Here is a 15,760-nt window from a genome sequence, read left to right on the forward strand (position 1 = left end):
AAGGATGAGTCTCATTGCCCAGGCGGGTTTTCTCTATTTTTCACGTTCTTTTTATGCGGTAGACGTGCGATATATTGCAAGGCAATTAAGCGGGATACAATCAGCGCCAGATACATCACCCCGACAAACATCTGGATAATGGCTAGCATCCGTGCGACCGGACTGACCGGCATGATATCAGACAGTCCTGTTGCAGATTGCACACTGAAACTAAGAAAAATCAGATCCAGCCAGGGTTGATAGGCTTGCAGATCGGGATCTGAAAAGCTGTATGGCACCAAGAGCTGGCAAGTACTGTAAAGAAAGGCAAAGCCCCAGGCCAGCAAGGTAAATACCGCCCCAGCGGCAAACAGTTCATCCTTGGTCAGATAACGGTCATGAAACATATAACGCAGCAGGCCATAGGCTGCACTGAAATAAGCACCAGCTTCAAACAGGTTGGCGGTGACATGGATCCAGGTATAACGCAGTCCCAGCACAATCAGAGAGGAAAAGAAAATCGCACCGGCGACAAAGCTAAGTCCTAAAATGGTAAACATTGGAGTCTGGCGAATGACTCTGGCAATCACCAGCAAAACCAGAACACCCAGCACCCAGGTTCCCGCCCGATAAGACACGCTTTCATAACTCAATACCGACAAGATCAGGATCAGCAATTGCAGGCACAACAGCCATGCCGAAGGCAAATGGGTAAAGCTGTTCCAGAACTGTTGCAGAGATTGCTTCATAATGCCCTTCTTGTTGCTCTTCTTGTTACTATCGTCATGTAGGGAACACATTGTTATTGTTAGCAGCTTTTAACATAGCATGCTTAAATCCGCTTGCAGATATGCGATTTGTATGAAAATTACTGAAATAACGCTGCACAAATGCAGCCATCTCAATTCAATACGGCGCTTATGCTAAAGAGAAAGCTTGATTATATCTCCATAAAAAAAGCCCCTGACGGGGCTTTCTTAGCGTAGCGCAGATCTTAGTGATCCGATGCGCCTGAGATACCAATACCGGTTTGTGAACGTACAAACTGGGCATCAAAGGCTTTGCGTTCTGCCTGAGCCTGTGCCGAATTATCCGTCACAGAGAACAACCAGCAGCACAAGAATGACAATGGCATCGCGAAGATTGCAGGACCATTGAACGGGTTCACTGGCGTATCAGAAATACCCAAAGTATCGACCCATACTGCTTTAGACAGCACAATCAAGGTTACTGCGGTTACCAGACCGGCAACACCACCAATAACTGCACCACGTGTCGTCAAGCCTTTCCAGAACATAGACAATACCAGTACCGGGAAGTTGGCACATGCCGCAACCGAGAATGCCAGGCCGACCATGAAGGCTACGTTTTGTTTCTCGAACAGAATCCCGAGAATCATTGCGAAGATCGCAAGACCTAAAGTCGCGATTTTAGACATACGTAGTTCAGATTCAGGCGTGGTTTGGCCTTTCTTCAAAACGTTGGCATACAAGTCATGCGAAATTGCTGAAGCACCTGACAGGGTCAAACCAGCAACGACCGCAAGAATCGTGGCAAATGCAACTGCAGAAATGAAGCCCATGAACAGGTCGCCGCCCACTGCATCAGACAGGTGCACCGCCGCCATGTTATTACCACCCACCAGCTCCAGCTTGCCAGTCACAGCCATTTTCGCAACATCAAGGAATTGCGGGTTGTTCGATACATATAGAATCGCACCAAAACCAATGATGAAGGTTAATAGGTAGAAATAACCAATAAAACCTGTAGCAACTACGACTGATTTACGCGCTTCTTTGGCATCTTTTACCGTGAAGAAACGCATCAGGATATGTGGCAGACCTGCGGTACCAAACATCAATGCCAGACCTAAAGAAATCGCATCAATCGGATTAGATGCCAGACTACCCGGACCCATGATTTTGGTCGCATCTGTCAGGCTCAAGTCATGTACTTTTGAGTAGACACCAATCGCCTGTTCAAACATGTTGGTAAAGCTGAAGCCCACACCTTTCATAACCATGAATGCCATAAAGGTTGCACCAGACAGCAACATCACCGCCTTGATGATCTGTACCCAAGTGGTTGCCAACATACCGCCGAACATCACGTAGGCCATCATCAACAAGCCAACGATCACGACTGCAATGTTATAGTTCAGACCGAATAGAAGTTTGATCAGCTGACCTGCACCCACCATCTGTGCAATCAGATAGAACGCGACCACAACCAGTGAACTTAAAGCAGCTAAGGTACGTACCGGTTTTTCCTGTAGACGGAAAGACACTACGTCTGACAGGTTGTATTTACCCAAGTTACGCAGACGTTCTGCCACCAGGAACAATACGATCGGCCAACCGACCATAAAGCCCAGTGAATACAGCAAGCCATCAAAGCCTGACAGGAACACCATCGCGGAAATACCCAGGAATGATGCTGCTGACATATAGTCACCGGCAATCGCCAGGCCATTCTGGAAACCAGAAATACCGCCACCGGCCGTATAGAAATCTGTGGTGCTGGTGGTTTGTTTCGCTGCCCATTTGGTAATGAACAGTGTTGCACCGACGAAAATCACAAACATGATAATCGCGTGCCAGTTGGTCGCCTGCTGTTCTGCTGCACCCAGATCAGGACCAGCGAAAGCCATACCTGAGGCCATTGCAGTTGCAGCAAGAGCAATAAGAGAATTCCATTTCATCTTAGTGGTGTCCTTTTTCATGAGCAATCGCTTCGACTTCACGGATTGCTTCTTCAGTCAATTGATCAAGTTTGTTATTGGCAATGTAGGAATACACACCACACAAGATAAACGACAGGACAATGATACCCAGACCGAGTGGAATACCCCACGTAGTCACACCACCTGAAATTGAAGACAATAGAAATTCTTTGTTGTAACCAACCAGCAACATGAAACCCACATAGACAAATAGCATAATGCCGGTCAACGTCCAGCTGAGCATACTTTTCTTGCGGACCATTTCCTTGAATTTTGGATTTTGTAGAATACGATCTACTTGTACCTCATCCATAATTACTACTCCTGTAGCCCAACCTTGGGCTGCCTATTTTTTAATTCGAATTATCACTGTTGCAAGTTAACAATAATCGTAGGTGCTTGTAATTTAGACTTTGGTCGTTAAAAAATGATCAATTTAAACTGTAGCGTTCACGATGCGTTATCATAGCGGCATGCTCAGTACACATCAGGCTATATGAACAGTTGGCTCATCATAGGGGTACTCGCCCTCTATATCGCATTACTCTTTATCTGCGCTTTCTACGGGGAAAAACATGCCAGCCGGCTGAGTACCCGTGGGCGTATGCTATTGTTTAGTTTAACTTTAGGAGTGTACTGCTCCTCCTGGACCTTTTACGGCGCCACGGGTGCTGCGGTACGTGAAGGGATTATTTTCCTGCCGATCTATCTGGGTCCGCTACTCTTTGTTGCTGTCGGCTATGACATCTGGCGCCGTCTGGGACGGGTGAGACAGCATCATGCCATTTCTTCGATCGCTGACTTTGTCGCAGCACGCTATGGTAAAAGTGGTCCCCTCGCCTCGCTGGTAACCATTCTGGCGGTGGTAGCGATTGTGCCTTATCTGGCCTTGCAGTTACGTGCGATTGCCTTAAGTGCCGCCGTCATCCTGGAACCTTCCGCAGGTGTAACCGGCACGACCAATGGCGTGCTGTTTCTGACTGGGGTTCTGGCGATACTGGCGATGATGTTTGGTACCCGGCAGATTGCCAATACTGAACAGCATGGCGGGTTGATGCTGGCCGTGGCATTTGAGTCTTTTGTTAAACTTTTTGCCCTGTTGGCAGTTGCCTGTTTCTTTATGTTTGAAGCACCAGAAAATCTGGCACAGATCAGTAGCGATATCAGTACCACTTTTCATGATGTGCAACTGTTTGGCGTACCACAAAGTTTCTGGATTCAGACCTTGCTGGCGGCACTGGCCATTATCTGCCTGCCGCGCCAGTTCCATGTAGCGGTGGTTGAGCTGCGCGATGAAAAACATATCCGCGGTGCGCGGCGCTGGTTTGCGGTCTATTTGATTCTGACTACCCTGGCGATTATTCCCATTGCCAGCTGGGCGCTACATGCTGCACCACAATACCTGGCCATTCCGGATGTGGCGGTACTCTCTTTGCCACTCAGCTATAATCAGGACTGGCTCACTTTATTAGCCTTCTTGGGTGGTTTCTCTGCCTCTACCGGGATGCTGCTGGTGTCTTCCGTGGCACTGTCAATCATGCTCAGTAATGACCTGATCATGCCGGCGTTGTGGCGCTTAAAGCTGATTTCCCGGCATGACAAACGCTTGCCGCTGGTGCTGAAATTTACCCGCCGGGTCTGTATTCTGGGCGTGATGTTGATGGGCTTCCTGTTCTTCAATTTCTTTAATGATATTGACCAGTTGTCGGTTTTTGGTCTGTTGGCATTTAGTGCGGTGGCACAATTCGCCCCTGCCCTGATCGGTGGCCTGTACTGGCGTGGCGGTAGTAAACAGGGTGTCTATGCTGGACTCCTGACCGGTTTTGCCTTGTGGGCTTATACCCTGCTGTTTCCAACCATTTTGCGAAGCCTGCCAGAAGCCTATAGCAGCTTTAGCCAAAGCTTGCTGAATCAAGGGCCTTTTGGCTGGAACTGGTTAAGACCGGAAGCCCTGATCGGTTTTGAGTCTTTTGATCCACTGACGCATGGCGTAGTTTGGGCACTGGGCTTAAATACCCTGCTGTATATCTGGATTTCCCGTATTTTCCGTCCGAGTATTGCCGAACAGATTCAAGCCGAAAGTTTCTTCTATTATGAAACCAAGCCACTACCCTCGCAGAGTCCTTCTAACGAGGTCAGCTATTCGCATCAGGATGTCGCCCGTTTAAAAGTCGGTGATCTGATTACCCTGGCTAAACGCATTACCGGCGAAGGCCCAACCACACGCGCTTTCCAGCAGTTCTGCACCCAAAACAGTGTTGAGCTGAATGAAAACAGCAGTGCCAATGGCATGTGGTGGCGTTTCACCGAACAGTATCTGGCGGGGACTATCGGGGCAGCCTCGGCACGTACCCTGTTGACCACAGCTATGGTTAATAATGGTTTGGCATTGGGTCAGGTCGCCAATATTCTCGATCAGGCCTCGCAATGGCAACGCTTTAATCAGAACCTGATCATGACCATGATTGATCACATGACCCAAGGGGTCAGCGTAGTTGATGAAAATATGTGCCTGGTAGCCTGGAACAATCAATATCTGAAACTGTTCGATTATCCGACCGATATTGTCTATGTCGGTTGTCCAATCGCAGACCTGATCCGTTATAACGCTGAACGTGGTGAATGTGGCCCGGGCTCGGTTGAAGAACATGTACGGAAACGGATTCACTGGATGCAGGTCGGCAGTGCCCATGAATTTGAACGGATTCGTAAAGATGGCCGCGTCATTCAGATGCGCGGCAATCCGATCGAAGGCGGCGGGTTCGTTACCACTTTCGCCGATATTACTGCCTTCCGTGAAAATGAAGCCGTGCTTGAAGCCCGCGTTCAGGACCGTACCCAGCAGCTGGCCGATGCATTGTCCGAGCAGCAACTGGCGCGTGAACAGGCCGATAAGGCCAATATGTCAAAAAGCCGCTTCATTGCAGCCGCCAGTCATGACCTGTTGCAGCCAATGCATGCCGCGCGCCTGTTCAGTACCGCACTCGAACAAAGTGTGCAGAATGATGAAGACCGCAAGACCTTACAACAACTGGATCGTGCTTTGCATGGTGCAGAAAGCATGTTGTCTGCCCTGCTGGATATTGCCCGACTGGAAGGCGGCACCATTCAGCCGAAACGTCAGGCTTATCCGCTGCATGACCTGCTCAGCGATCTGGAACTCCAGTTCAAATCCATCGCTGCACAGCGTGGTATCAAGTTCAGTGTGCATGATGCACAGTTCTGGATTGATACCGATCCACAATGGATTCGCCGCATTATCCAGAACTTTGTCAGCAATGCGTTGCGTTATACTGCCAGAGGTAAAGTGGTGGTCGGTGTATTACGTTCGAGCAGCAGACCGAATCATATCCGTATTGGCGTCTGGGATACTGGCCCGGGCATTGCCGAAGAACAGCGCATCAAACTGTTTCAGGAATTTGAACGTTGCGGCCACACCTCGCCTTGGGGTGAACAGGGTCTGGGCCTAGGTTTGGCGATCGTACAACGCATGACCAGCATGCTGGACTATCCGGTACATGTGTCTTCTGCGCTGGGTAAAGGTTCCTGCTTTATGATTGAAGTGCCTGTGATCGAAGCACCGAAAGTGGTCGCAGCACCGGTTCAGGCCGTACCTTTAAAGAGCAAAGCCTTTAAGATTCTATGTCTGGATAATGATGAAACCATTCTGGAAGGCATGTCGACCTTATTGACCAAATGGGGTTATCAGGTGTTTAAAGCCACTGAACCTGAACAAGCAGCCATGCTGATTCAGCAGGAAAATATTCAGGTCTGGCTGGTGGATCAACATCTGAATCAGGACAAGATCGGTCTGGATTTCATTCTGGAACATCGTTCGAAGGATATTCCGGTCGCATTGATTACCGCCGATTCCGATCCGGAATTGCCGCAACGTCTAAAAGAGCTAAACATTGTTCTGCTGAAAAAACCGCTGAAACCGGCCTCATTACGTTCATGGTTATCTGGACTGAAAATTTCCGACTCCTAAGTAGATAACGATCTGATCAATGCCCATTTCACACCCTGAAATGGGCATTTTTTATACTCAACTGCCACATAAACTTACCTAGCTTGCATAAAATTTATTCTAATGTGCTAAAAGCAGCAAATATGCCGAAAATACAGCTGAATAAATTGACCAAAATGCTCATTTTTTAATTCACTATGGCAAAAACTGACGAATGTATTAATGTACATGTGTACACTTAGTTACAATTAATTATCTTATTGTTTTTAATAAAAATTAAAGAGTAATTTTCCACTACTATAACTTTAGTCGTATTTTTATCCCTTGTACTTGGCTCTAAAAATAGAGGAATAAGAAACGATCAGTTCCCATCTCATGCAGCCTTAATTTTTTGGTCGCTGATCTATTTCTGCATATCGGAGTTCTTCACATGAACATAGATCAAAACCATGGCCTGAATCAGACCCAGCAGTTTCACCGTCAATATGGCGCCAATGCCTTATTGCCAAGCATTGACTGGGCACAGATCTTTAAATACAGCAAGCTGAATGATGCCCAGTATCAGGCACTGGAAACGCTGTATCAGAGTGCAGTCCCTCTGGCACTGCAAGTCTTTGATGAATTACATTTTGATGTCTTTGAACCTTATGCCTACAAGCCGCAAGGTCTGGGTCTATTTGAAAAGATTGCTGAACAGGAAGACAAGCTGATTCAGTCTTTAGAAGCTGAAACAGAGGATCTTCCGGCAAAGACCCGTCATCAGATCTGGAGCATGTTGCTGCGTGGTGGCGCGGTACTGGTCTTTAAGGCCTGGCTGGGTAAAGTCAAAAATGAAGAAGATTGTCTGGACACCAGCCAGTTTGATGAGCTGTCTGATCTGTTATTTATCAAAACCTGCCCACATGAACTGGCACAACGTTTACATGTCGATCCGAATACGCGCGACGAACATGTCTTCCTGATGTATGACAATGAAGTTTATCTGGATCGTTTTAACAGTCTGGAAACTGCAGCACTATTTGTCGATCTCGGTGTTTATGATGCGACTTTCCTGAGTCTGCGTGATGATCGCGTGGCGGAATATCTGAAATCGAAAGGTTATGTCACCGAAGAGCAGATTGACGAATTGCAATGTGCCTTAAATCCATTGTTTTGTGATGATTTCACCCGCAAGCAGGATTATATCGCCTAGCTGATTCAGGCCTTTGCACTCAATTTTGCAGATTTTGCCCATAAAAAAGACCTCCAAGGAGGTCTTTTTCAATTCGTATATGCAGAATTTACATTTTGCGGTCTTCAATATTCAGTGCATTAATGGCCAATACCGCTTGTGTCCGGTTTTGTACGCCAAGCTTACGGAAGATTGCAGTCACATGCGCTTTAATCGTCGCTTCTGATACATCCAGTTCATAAGCAATCTGCTTGTTTAATAAACCTTCAGCCACCATCATCAATACCCGGAACTGTTGCGGCGTCAAAGACTGGATCCGTTCTGCCAAAGCCGTTTCATCGGCAGCACGCGGATCAAAATTCATATTGGCTGGCAGATTTGGCGGTAACCAGATTTCACCTTCCAGCACTTCACGAATCGCTTCACCGATATGGCTTGGGTGAGCAGATTTAGGAATATAGCCCATCGCACCATGCGCGATCGCACGCTGGATGATGCTGACTTCTTCATGTGCAGACACAACAATAATCGGTAAAGACGGATACTGTGCGCGGACATGCACCAGGGCAGAAAAGCCGGAAGCGCCCGGCAGGTTTAAATCCAGCAGCACAAGATCAGGCTCAGGGCCATTTTCTAGACGTTCATAAAATTCATTGACTGCCGCAGTTTCATGAATCTGGGCTTGTGGCAGGCTATAACGTACAGCTTGAATCAAGGCATGACGAAATAGTGGATGATCATCAACGATTAAAATATTCATAGGCAACGTGAGAGAGATCTTGGCACGGTAGTCCCTATTCTAACCATACAACCCGGTTAAGGATATGCAAGACACTACAATTTTTAAAATAATATGCAGTTTTTCTTCAAAATTGCCCATTTTTGCACTATTGCAATAATTGTTTAATTCTCATCACTTTTTTATATATCACTTATTCCTCACTGAAAAAGCTTATCTTTATTCAATATAAATATAAATATCATTCACTTACCCACAAAAACTTCCTTAAAAATCAGGCCTTTGTCGTATATCGCAAAATCAGATAACTTTTCAGCTTTTCGTTATTTTACAGCCCTTCGCTGAATCGGGATTAATAGGGTCATTCCGAGATTAACCCTATTTTCAGGTTCTAAATATGTCTAATTTTAATGCGCAAAAACCCTTAAATATTGTTGCCGTATCTGGCGGTTTAAATCACCCCTCAAAAACCGAAGCCTTGGTTCAGGCCATTCTGGATGAGCTTGGGGAAGCGACACCAATCAATGTGCATTTCATTAAATTTAGTGAAATTGGTTCGCTCTTGGGCGGCGCGATTTATCGCAATCAGTTGCCGCAACGCGTTCAGAATGATCTGGCAGCAGTAGAAGCCGCAGATGCGCTGATTGTTGGCACTCCTGTGTACCGCGCTTCATTTACCGGCCTGTTCAAGCATTTCTTTGACTTTGTTGAGCAAACGGCGCTGGTCGATGTTCCGGTATTACTGGCAGCTTCTGGTGGCAGTGACCGTCATGCGCTAGTGCTTGAACATCAACTGCGTCCTTTATTCAGCTTCTTTCAGGCACAGACTTTACCGATTGGGGTCTATGCCACCGACCGCGATTTCACCCCTGAATATACCATTCACAGTGAATTGCTCCGCGACCGGATTACCCTGGCTGTGGCGCGTGCATTGCCGATTCTTGAATGGGCACCAGCCAAGGGACAACGTGCTGAAGTCATCAAAGAAAAAACCATTCAAGCGAGTCAAAATCTGGGCATTAACAAGCAGATCGAACAGGAAGAAGTGCTGCCTTCAGCAGCCGTGCCGAGCCTGGATGCCGCAGAATCGCGCTTGCACAGCAAGAAAGCACCAAAGACTCAAGTGGCTTGAACACAGCATTGCAGAGGGCGATGAATATGTCGAATGATAAAAATATCGTATTTGCCTATTGGGTGCCGAATGTCAGTGGTGGCCTGGTGGTTAGTAATATCGAGCAGCGCACCGACTGGAGCTATGACTATAACGTGCGTCTGGCACAAACCGCTGAACAGGCAGGCTTTGATTATGCCCTGACCCAGATCCGTTTTACTGCCGGCTATAACGCAGAAAACCAGCATGAATCGGTCAGCTTCAGTCATGGCATTCTGGCCAAAACTGAACGCCTGAAAGTCATTGCCGCGATTCTGCCGGGTCCATGGAAGCCGGCACTGGCTGCAAAACAACTGGCGACGATTGACCATCTGAGCAATGGCCGGATCGCGATCAATGTGGTCAGTGGCTGGTTCCGCGGTGAGTTTGATGCCATTGGTGAAGAATGGCCGGAACATGACGAGCGTTATGCCCGTTCGGGAGAGTTTATCCGTAGCCTGAAAGGGGTCTGGAGCCAGAATAACTTTAATTTTGAAGGTAAATATTATCAATTCAAAGACTATACCCTGAGTCCAAAACCGCTACAAAAACCGCATATTGAAATCTTTCAGGGCGGCAGTTCCCGGGCAGCACGTGATATGGCTTCTCGCGTATCTGACTGGTACTTCACCAATGGCAATACCCCGGAAGAGCTGAAAAAACAGATCGATGATATTCGTGAAAAAGCCAAGGCAAATCATCACTCGGTGAAAATCGGCGTAAATGCCTTTGTGATTGCACGGGATAGCGAAGAAGAAGCTCAGGCTGTATTGCAGGAAATTATTAGCAAGGCCAATGTGCAGGCAGTGAAATCTTTTGGTGAAGCGACCCGTGAAGCCGGCGCAGCAAGTCAGGAAGGTGAAGGCAACTGGGCCAAATCCACCTTTGAAGATCTGGTGCAATACAATGATGGTTTCCGCACCAATCTGATCGGAACACCGCAGCAGATTGCTGAACGGATTATCGAACTAAAAAAAGTGGGCGTAGATCTGATTCTGTCAGGCTTTTTGCACTTTATTGAAGAAGTCGAATATTTTGGCCAGAAGGTGCTGCCTTTGGTCCGTGAGCTTGAAGCACAACAGGCAACGCCTGTACAGCAAGAAGAAGCTGAGCCCGTATAATCCTTCCAATAAATCTCAGCAGATTCACTCCCCCCTCAAGGCTCGGCTTGGGGGATTTTTTTATGTGATAAAATTGTTGTCTGGCTAGGCTTAAGACCAGCAATTCCTTAAAATTCTGCACTAACGACTTTCCAAGAATTTTAACAATGCAACTGATCTGGTTTCGTCAAGACCTCCGCATTCATGATCATGCTGCGCTCTGGCATGCCACCCAGCAAGGCAGCTGTATAGCACTGGTGGTGCTCTCTCCTGAACAATGGAAGCGGCATCAGGATGCCCGGATTAAAATCGATTTTTATCTGCGCCGCCTCGACGTCTTAAAGCAGCAGTTAGCGCAGCTGAATATTCCATTAATCATTTTAAATGTTCCCTTATGGCAAGACCTGCCTGCTGAAATGCGAAGCCTGTGCCAAAAACTGCAGATTGATATGCTACATGCCAATATTGAAGTGGGCGTGAATGAACTGCAACGTGATGCACAGGTACAGCAGGTGCTGGAACAGCAGCAGATCCGGGTCGAGCTGTATCATGATCGCAGCCTGTTTCCACTGACCAGTATCCGCAATCAGTCCAATCAGCCCTATCAGATCTATAGCGCATTCAAGAAAAAGTGCTATGAACGACTGATTCAGAATATACCGGGCTGCTATCCTGCCATTCAGCTTCAAGATCCGCTTGAATTACCCGCTCAGTTGACCAGCTTTGATCTGGGAAAATTTGCAGTTGATTATAAGGTCGATCATATTGCCCAGTTCTGGCCTGCGCAGGATCAAGCTGCCTTTGAGCTGCTCGATGATTTTATCGGGGAGAAAATGGCTCACTATAAAACTGAGCGAGATCTACCTGCAGTCGATGGTACCAGCCGCCTGTCACCGTATCTGAATATCGGTATTCTCTCGATCCGTCAATGTATGCAGACCCTGTTTAAGGACGGATATTTCCAGATTGATAATATCGGTCAGCAGACTTGGCTAGATGAACTGCTCTGGCGCGAATTTTATCTGCATACCCTGTTTGATTTTCCCCGTGTATCCAGACATCGGCCTTTTAAGGAAAATACCGATAAAATCCAGTGGCGCAATGCACCAGATGATTTGGCTGCCTGGCAACAAGGACAAACCGGGATTCCGATTGTCGATGCTGGCATGCGGCAAATGCGAGCCATTGGCTGGATGCATAACCGGGTACGCATGATTACTGCAATGTTCCTGTGTAAAAACCTGCTGATAGACTGGCGCTTGGGAGAACGCTGGTTTATGCAGTATCTGATTGATGGTGATCTGGCGGCGAACAATGGCGGTTGGCAATGGTGTGCTTCGACCGGCATGGATGCCGTACCCTATTTCCGGATTTTTAACCCGGTCAGCCAGTCACAGAAGTTTGACCCGAATGGGGATTACATCCGTCAATGGGTGCCAGAACTGACACATCTGAATGCTAAATCTATTCATGAACCCTATGCTAAAAATCCGGATCTTGCACTGGATTATCCAAAACCGATTGTGGATTTAAAAGCCTCTCGTGTAAGAGCGATTGAAGCGTTTAAGCAAATTTAAAACCAAACTTTTTCATCCCGAATAAAACAGCCTCCGATAAAGAGGCTGTTTTATTTTTAGATCAGGAATAAAAACTCGGATCAGGCACTTTTCCAGTCAGCACCCATTCCCCCACTTCCTGATATTTATAATCGATCGGGTCATGCAAGGTCTGGGTGCGGACATTGCGCCAGAAACGGTCAAGATTGAGCTTGGCCGTGGTGGCCCGCGCACCCATCACCTGGAAAATATTCTGGGTAATATAGAGAGAGGTATTGGTTGCGGCAATTTTGGCTGTGGCAATGGCAACTGAGACTTCACCGCGCTGCTCAGCTGTTAAATCATTCCCAAGCTCCCAGGCTGCCTGTAAAGTCTGAACCGCTTTATCTGCCAGTAAGCGTACACTTTCCAGTTGTACATAAAACTCGGCAAAATGCTTCTGGATAAAAGGATCATTCACTGCATCGTCTGCCAGTGATTTGGACCAGGCTTTTTGGGTTTGTACGGTCTGCTTGGCGACGTCAAATGCCCCTTCTGCCACGCCCAAAAACAGATGCACAAAAATCAGCTGGGCAATCAAAGGCCGTAGACTGGAATATGGCGTACTCAGTGGACCGGGATTTAACAGCAATTCATCTTCATGAATGTTGACCTGCTCAAAATGGCTGGTACCACTGTCGGTCTGGCGTTGGCCCATATTGTTCCAGTCGCCCAGAAAGCTCACGCCCTCTCGCCAGGTAGGAATCACTCCTATCAGTAATTTTCCTGCTTCGTCATAACCTGAACACAGCAACATATCCGAATCAATCGAACCTGAGCAGAAGCTTTTATCACCATGGAAAATATATTCGTTTTCTGAAACTTTTGTAACTGTGGTGCGATGGTCCAGCGGATTTAGAGTATTACCCCAGAATAGATTATTTTGGGCAGTCTGTTCAAACCACGGGCCATATTGTTCCGATTGGGAAAATAATTGCACGGTCGCAATCAGCAAATGATGAAAGCCATAGACATGCGCCAATGAACTGTCGACTTGGGCTACAATTTGAATAGTTTTAAAAATGGTCTGCCAATCTGTCTCCTGACCGCCATACTGTTTTGGAATGGACAGGCCCAGCAAGCCACTCTGGCGAATCAGGTCACGTTCGGCTTTAGGATTCCCACCTTGCCGATCCCGCTCTGCTGCAGTCAAAGCAAAAATTTCAGCAAGTTTCTGGGCAATATCGACAGGAGACTGATTTAAATATGGGGATTGTGCATTCATTATTTTAACTCATGTTCAGCATGGAAACAGCTTAGCAGATCAGGGTACTGACCTGTATCCGAAAGCATGCAGAGCTTATGACTGATATAAAAATACCGGCAGAATGCCGGTATTGGAACCGCTTGAATTTAAACTTTATTACGCTGTACCTCTGCGATCAAATGATCCACCACCTGCGGTTCAGCCAGGGTTGAAGTATCTCCGAGACTATCCAGCTCATCGGCTGCAATTTTTCGCAGGATCCGCCGCATGATTTTGCCGGAGCGGGTTTTTGGCAAGGCCGGTGCCCAGTGCAAGGCGTCTGGTGTAGCCACTGGACCAAGAATCTTGCGTACCCAGCTGACCAGTTCTCCACGTAATTGATCTGAACTGGCAACATCAGCCTGCAAAGTCACAAAGGCACAAATGCCCTGACCTTTAATGTCATGCGGCATACCCACTACAGCGGCCTCAGCCACCGATTCATGCGCCACCAGTGCACTTTCAATTTCTGCAGTACCTAAACGGTGTCCGGATACATTCAGGACATCATCGACACGACCGGTAATCCAGTAATAACCATCTTTATCGCGACGCGCCCCATCTCCGGTAAAATAAGTACCGGGATAGGTAGAGAAATAAGCTTCAATAAAACGCTCCGGGTCTCCCCAAATGGTACGCATCTGACCCGGCCAGGAATCCTTAATCACCAGATTTCCCTCAGCTTCACCCTCCAGTTCCTTGCCATCGGCATCGACAATAGCCGGTTGTACCCCGAAGAAAGGCCGTGTCGCAGAACCTGGTTTTAAATCAGTCGCACCCGGCAATGGCGTAATCATAAAACCACCAGTTTCGGTTTGCCACCAGGTATCGATGACGGGACAGCGGCTTTCACCGACCACGGTGTAGTACCAGTTCCAGGCTTCCGGATTAATTGGCTCACCGACCGATCCTAAAATTCTCAGGCTGCTACGGTCACTTTCCCGTACAAAAGCATCGCCCTCACGCATCATGGCGCGGATCGCGGTCGGTGCAGTATAGAGAATGGTCACGTTATGCTTATCAACAATATGTCCAGTACGCGCCCAGCTTGGATATTGCGGCACACCTTCAAACATCACGGTGGTGGTACCATTCGAAAGTGGCCCATACAGTACATAGGAATGCCCGGTGATCCAGCCCACATCTGCGGTACACCAGAATACATCATCCTGCTTGATATCAAATGCTTCACGGAAGGTGCAATTCACATAGGTCAGATAACCGCCAGTGGTATGCATCACGCCCTTGGGCTTGCCGGTGGAACCTGAGGTATACAGGATAAACAGCGGATCTTCGGCATTCATCGGTTCGGGTGGACAGATGTCATTCACTGACATAATTTCCGTGTGATACCACAGATCACGTCCTTCCTGCATTTCAATTGGGTTACCGGTGCGGTGTACCACCATTACATTTTGAATCGAGTCTGTACCCGCCAGTTTCAGTGCTTCATCGACATTGGCTTTCAGTGGAATGGCCTTACCGCCGCGCATGCCGGAATCCGCAGTAATCACCATTTTCGCCTGACAGTCTTCAATCCGGCTGGCCAAAGAATCTGGCGAGAAACCACCAAATACCACGCAATGCACCGCCCCGATCCGGGCACAGGCCAGCATGGCAATCGCAGCTTCAGAAACCATCGGCATATACAGCATGACCCGGTCGCCTTTCTGAATGCCATTTTTCTTCAGCACATTGGCAAAACGGCAGGTTTCATCATGCAGCTCGGCAAAGGAAATAATCTTGTGCCGCGAAGGATGATCCCCTTCCCAGATGATGGCCGGTTTATAAGGATGTTCTTTCAGGTGCCGATCCAGACAGTTGGCACTGACATTGAGCTGACCATCGGCAAACCATTCGATTTTAAAATCGTCTTTGTTAAAGCTGGTATTTTTGACTTGGGTGAAGGGCTTGATCCAGTCCAGACGTTGCGCCTGTTCTGCCCAAAATTTATCTGGCTGTTCTATAGAATATTGATAACGTTCAAAGTACTGGTCTTCGAGCGTACGTGCTGTTTTTTTAAATTCTTCGGGTACTGGATAGATCTCTTGCATAGGTCACTTCCTTGATTTTGTTCTATCTCATCACGAG

11 protein-coding genes are annotated in these 15,760 nt (G+C 47.6%); 5 read left to right on the top strand and 6 right to left on the bottom strand.

What is annotated here, in order from left to right; translation table 11 throughout:
- Window positions 1-11: 11 nt before the first annotated feature.
- The 3 genes from PYW33_RS14395 to PYW33_RS14405 form a co-directional block, all read right to left on the bottom strand.
- The gene (locus PYW33_RS14395; protein ID WP_004647270.1) at window positions 12-728 is read right to left on the bottom strand and encodes an ion channel; all 717 of its coding nucleotides are present in this window, start codon (window positions 726-728) and stop codon (window positions 12-14) included.
- Between the two features lie 245 nt (window positions 729-973).
- Window positions 974-2,680 (bottom strand): cation acetate symporter, encoded by a 1,707-nt coding sequence (locus PYW33_RS14400; RefSeq protein WP_004647269.1) that lies wholly within the window; start codon window positions 2,678-2,680, stop codon window positions 974-976.
- A gap of 1 nt (window position 2,681) precedes the next feature.
- Window positions 2,682-3,014: a DUF485 domain-containing protein gene (locus PYW33_RS14405; RefSeq protein ID WP_004281374.1), complete on the bottom strand. Its 333-nt coding sequence runs from the start codon at window positions 3,012-3,014 to the stop codon at window positions 2,682-2,684.
- A 183-nt stretch (window positions 3,015-3,197) separates the two neighbouring features.
- Here PYW33_RS14405 and PYW33_RS14410 point away from each other — a divergent pair, with 183 nt between their 5' ends.
- The gene (locus tag PYW33_RS14410) at window positions 3,198-6,689 is read left to right on the top strand and encodes a hybrid sensor histidine kinase/response regulator (protein ID WP_004729193.1); all 3,492 of its coding nucleotides are present in this window, start codon (window positions 3,198-3,200) and stop codon (window positions 6,687-6,689) included.
- 409 nt (window positions 6,690-7,098) lie between these two features.
- Window positions 7,099-7,860, top strand: a complete 762-nt coding sequence (locus PYW33_RS14415; RefSeq protein ID WP_004647267.1) for a hypothetical protein — start codon at window positions 7,099-7,101, stop codon at window positions 7,858-7,860.
- An 88-nt stretch (window positions 7,861-7,948) separates the two neighbouring features.
- Here PYW33_RS14415 and PYW33_RS14420 read toward each other — a convergent pair whose 3' ends face one another.
- Window positions 7,949-8,599 (bottom strand): response regulator, encoded by a 651-nt coding sequence (locus tag PYW33_RS14420; protein ID WP_004281370.1) that lies wholly within the window; start codon window positions 8,597-8,599, stop codon window positions 7,949-7,951.
- Window positions 8,600-8,975: 376 nt separating this feature from the next.
- On the opposite strand from PYW33_RS14420, the gene msuE reads away from it, so the two are divergent.
- From msuE to phrB, 3 genes are all read left to right on the top strand, one after another.
- The gene (msuE, locus tag PYW33_RS14425; protein WP_004647265.1) at window positions 8,976-9,710 is read left to right on the top strand and encodes an FMN reductase; all 735 of its coding nucleotides are present in this window, start codon (window positions 8,976-8,978) and stop codon (window positions 9,708-9,710) included.
- A gap of 26 nt (window positions 9,711-9,736) precedes the next feature.
- Window positions 9,737-10,849: a dimethylsulfone monooxygenase SfnG gene (sfnG, locus tag PYW33_RS14430; protein WP_004647263.1), complete on the top strand. Its 1,113-nt coding sequence runs from the start codon at window positions 9,737-9,739 to the stop codon at window positions 10,847-10,849.
- A 146-nt stretch (window positions 10,850-10,995) separates the two neighbouring features.
- A complete protein-coding gene (gene phrB / locus PYW33_RS14435) occupies window positions 10,996-12,405 on the top strand; it encodes a deoxyribodipyrimidine photo-lyase (protein ID WP_004647262.1) in 1,410 nt (469 codons plus the stop codon).
- 61 nt (window positions 12,406-12,466) lie between these two features.
- Here phrB and PYW33_RS14440 read toward each other — a convergent pair whose 3' ends face one another.
- Both PYW33_RS14440 and acs read right to left on the bottom strand, forming a co-directional pair.
- Entirely contained in the window at window positions 12,467-13,648 is a 1,182-nt protein-coding gene (locus PYW33_RS14440; protein ID WP_004647261.1) for an acyl-CoA dehydrogenase family protein, read from the bottom strand.
- A 128-nt stretch (window positions 13,649-13,776) separates the two neighbouring features.
- A complete protein-coding gene (gene acs, locus PYW33_RS14445; protein WP_004647260.1) occupies window positions 13,777-15,723 on the bottom strand; it encodes an acetate--CoA ligase in 1,947 nt (648 codons plus the stop codon).
- Window positions 15,724-15,760: the final 37 nt, after the last annotated feature.

This window comes from Acinetobacter lwoffii (assembly GCF_029024105.1).
Taxonomy (GTDB): Bacteria; Pseudomonadota; Gammaproteobacteria; order Pseudomonadales; family Moraxellaceae; genus Acinetobacter; species Acinetobacter lwoffii.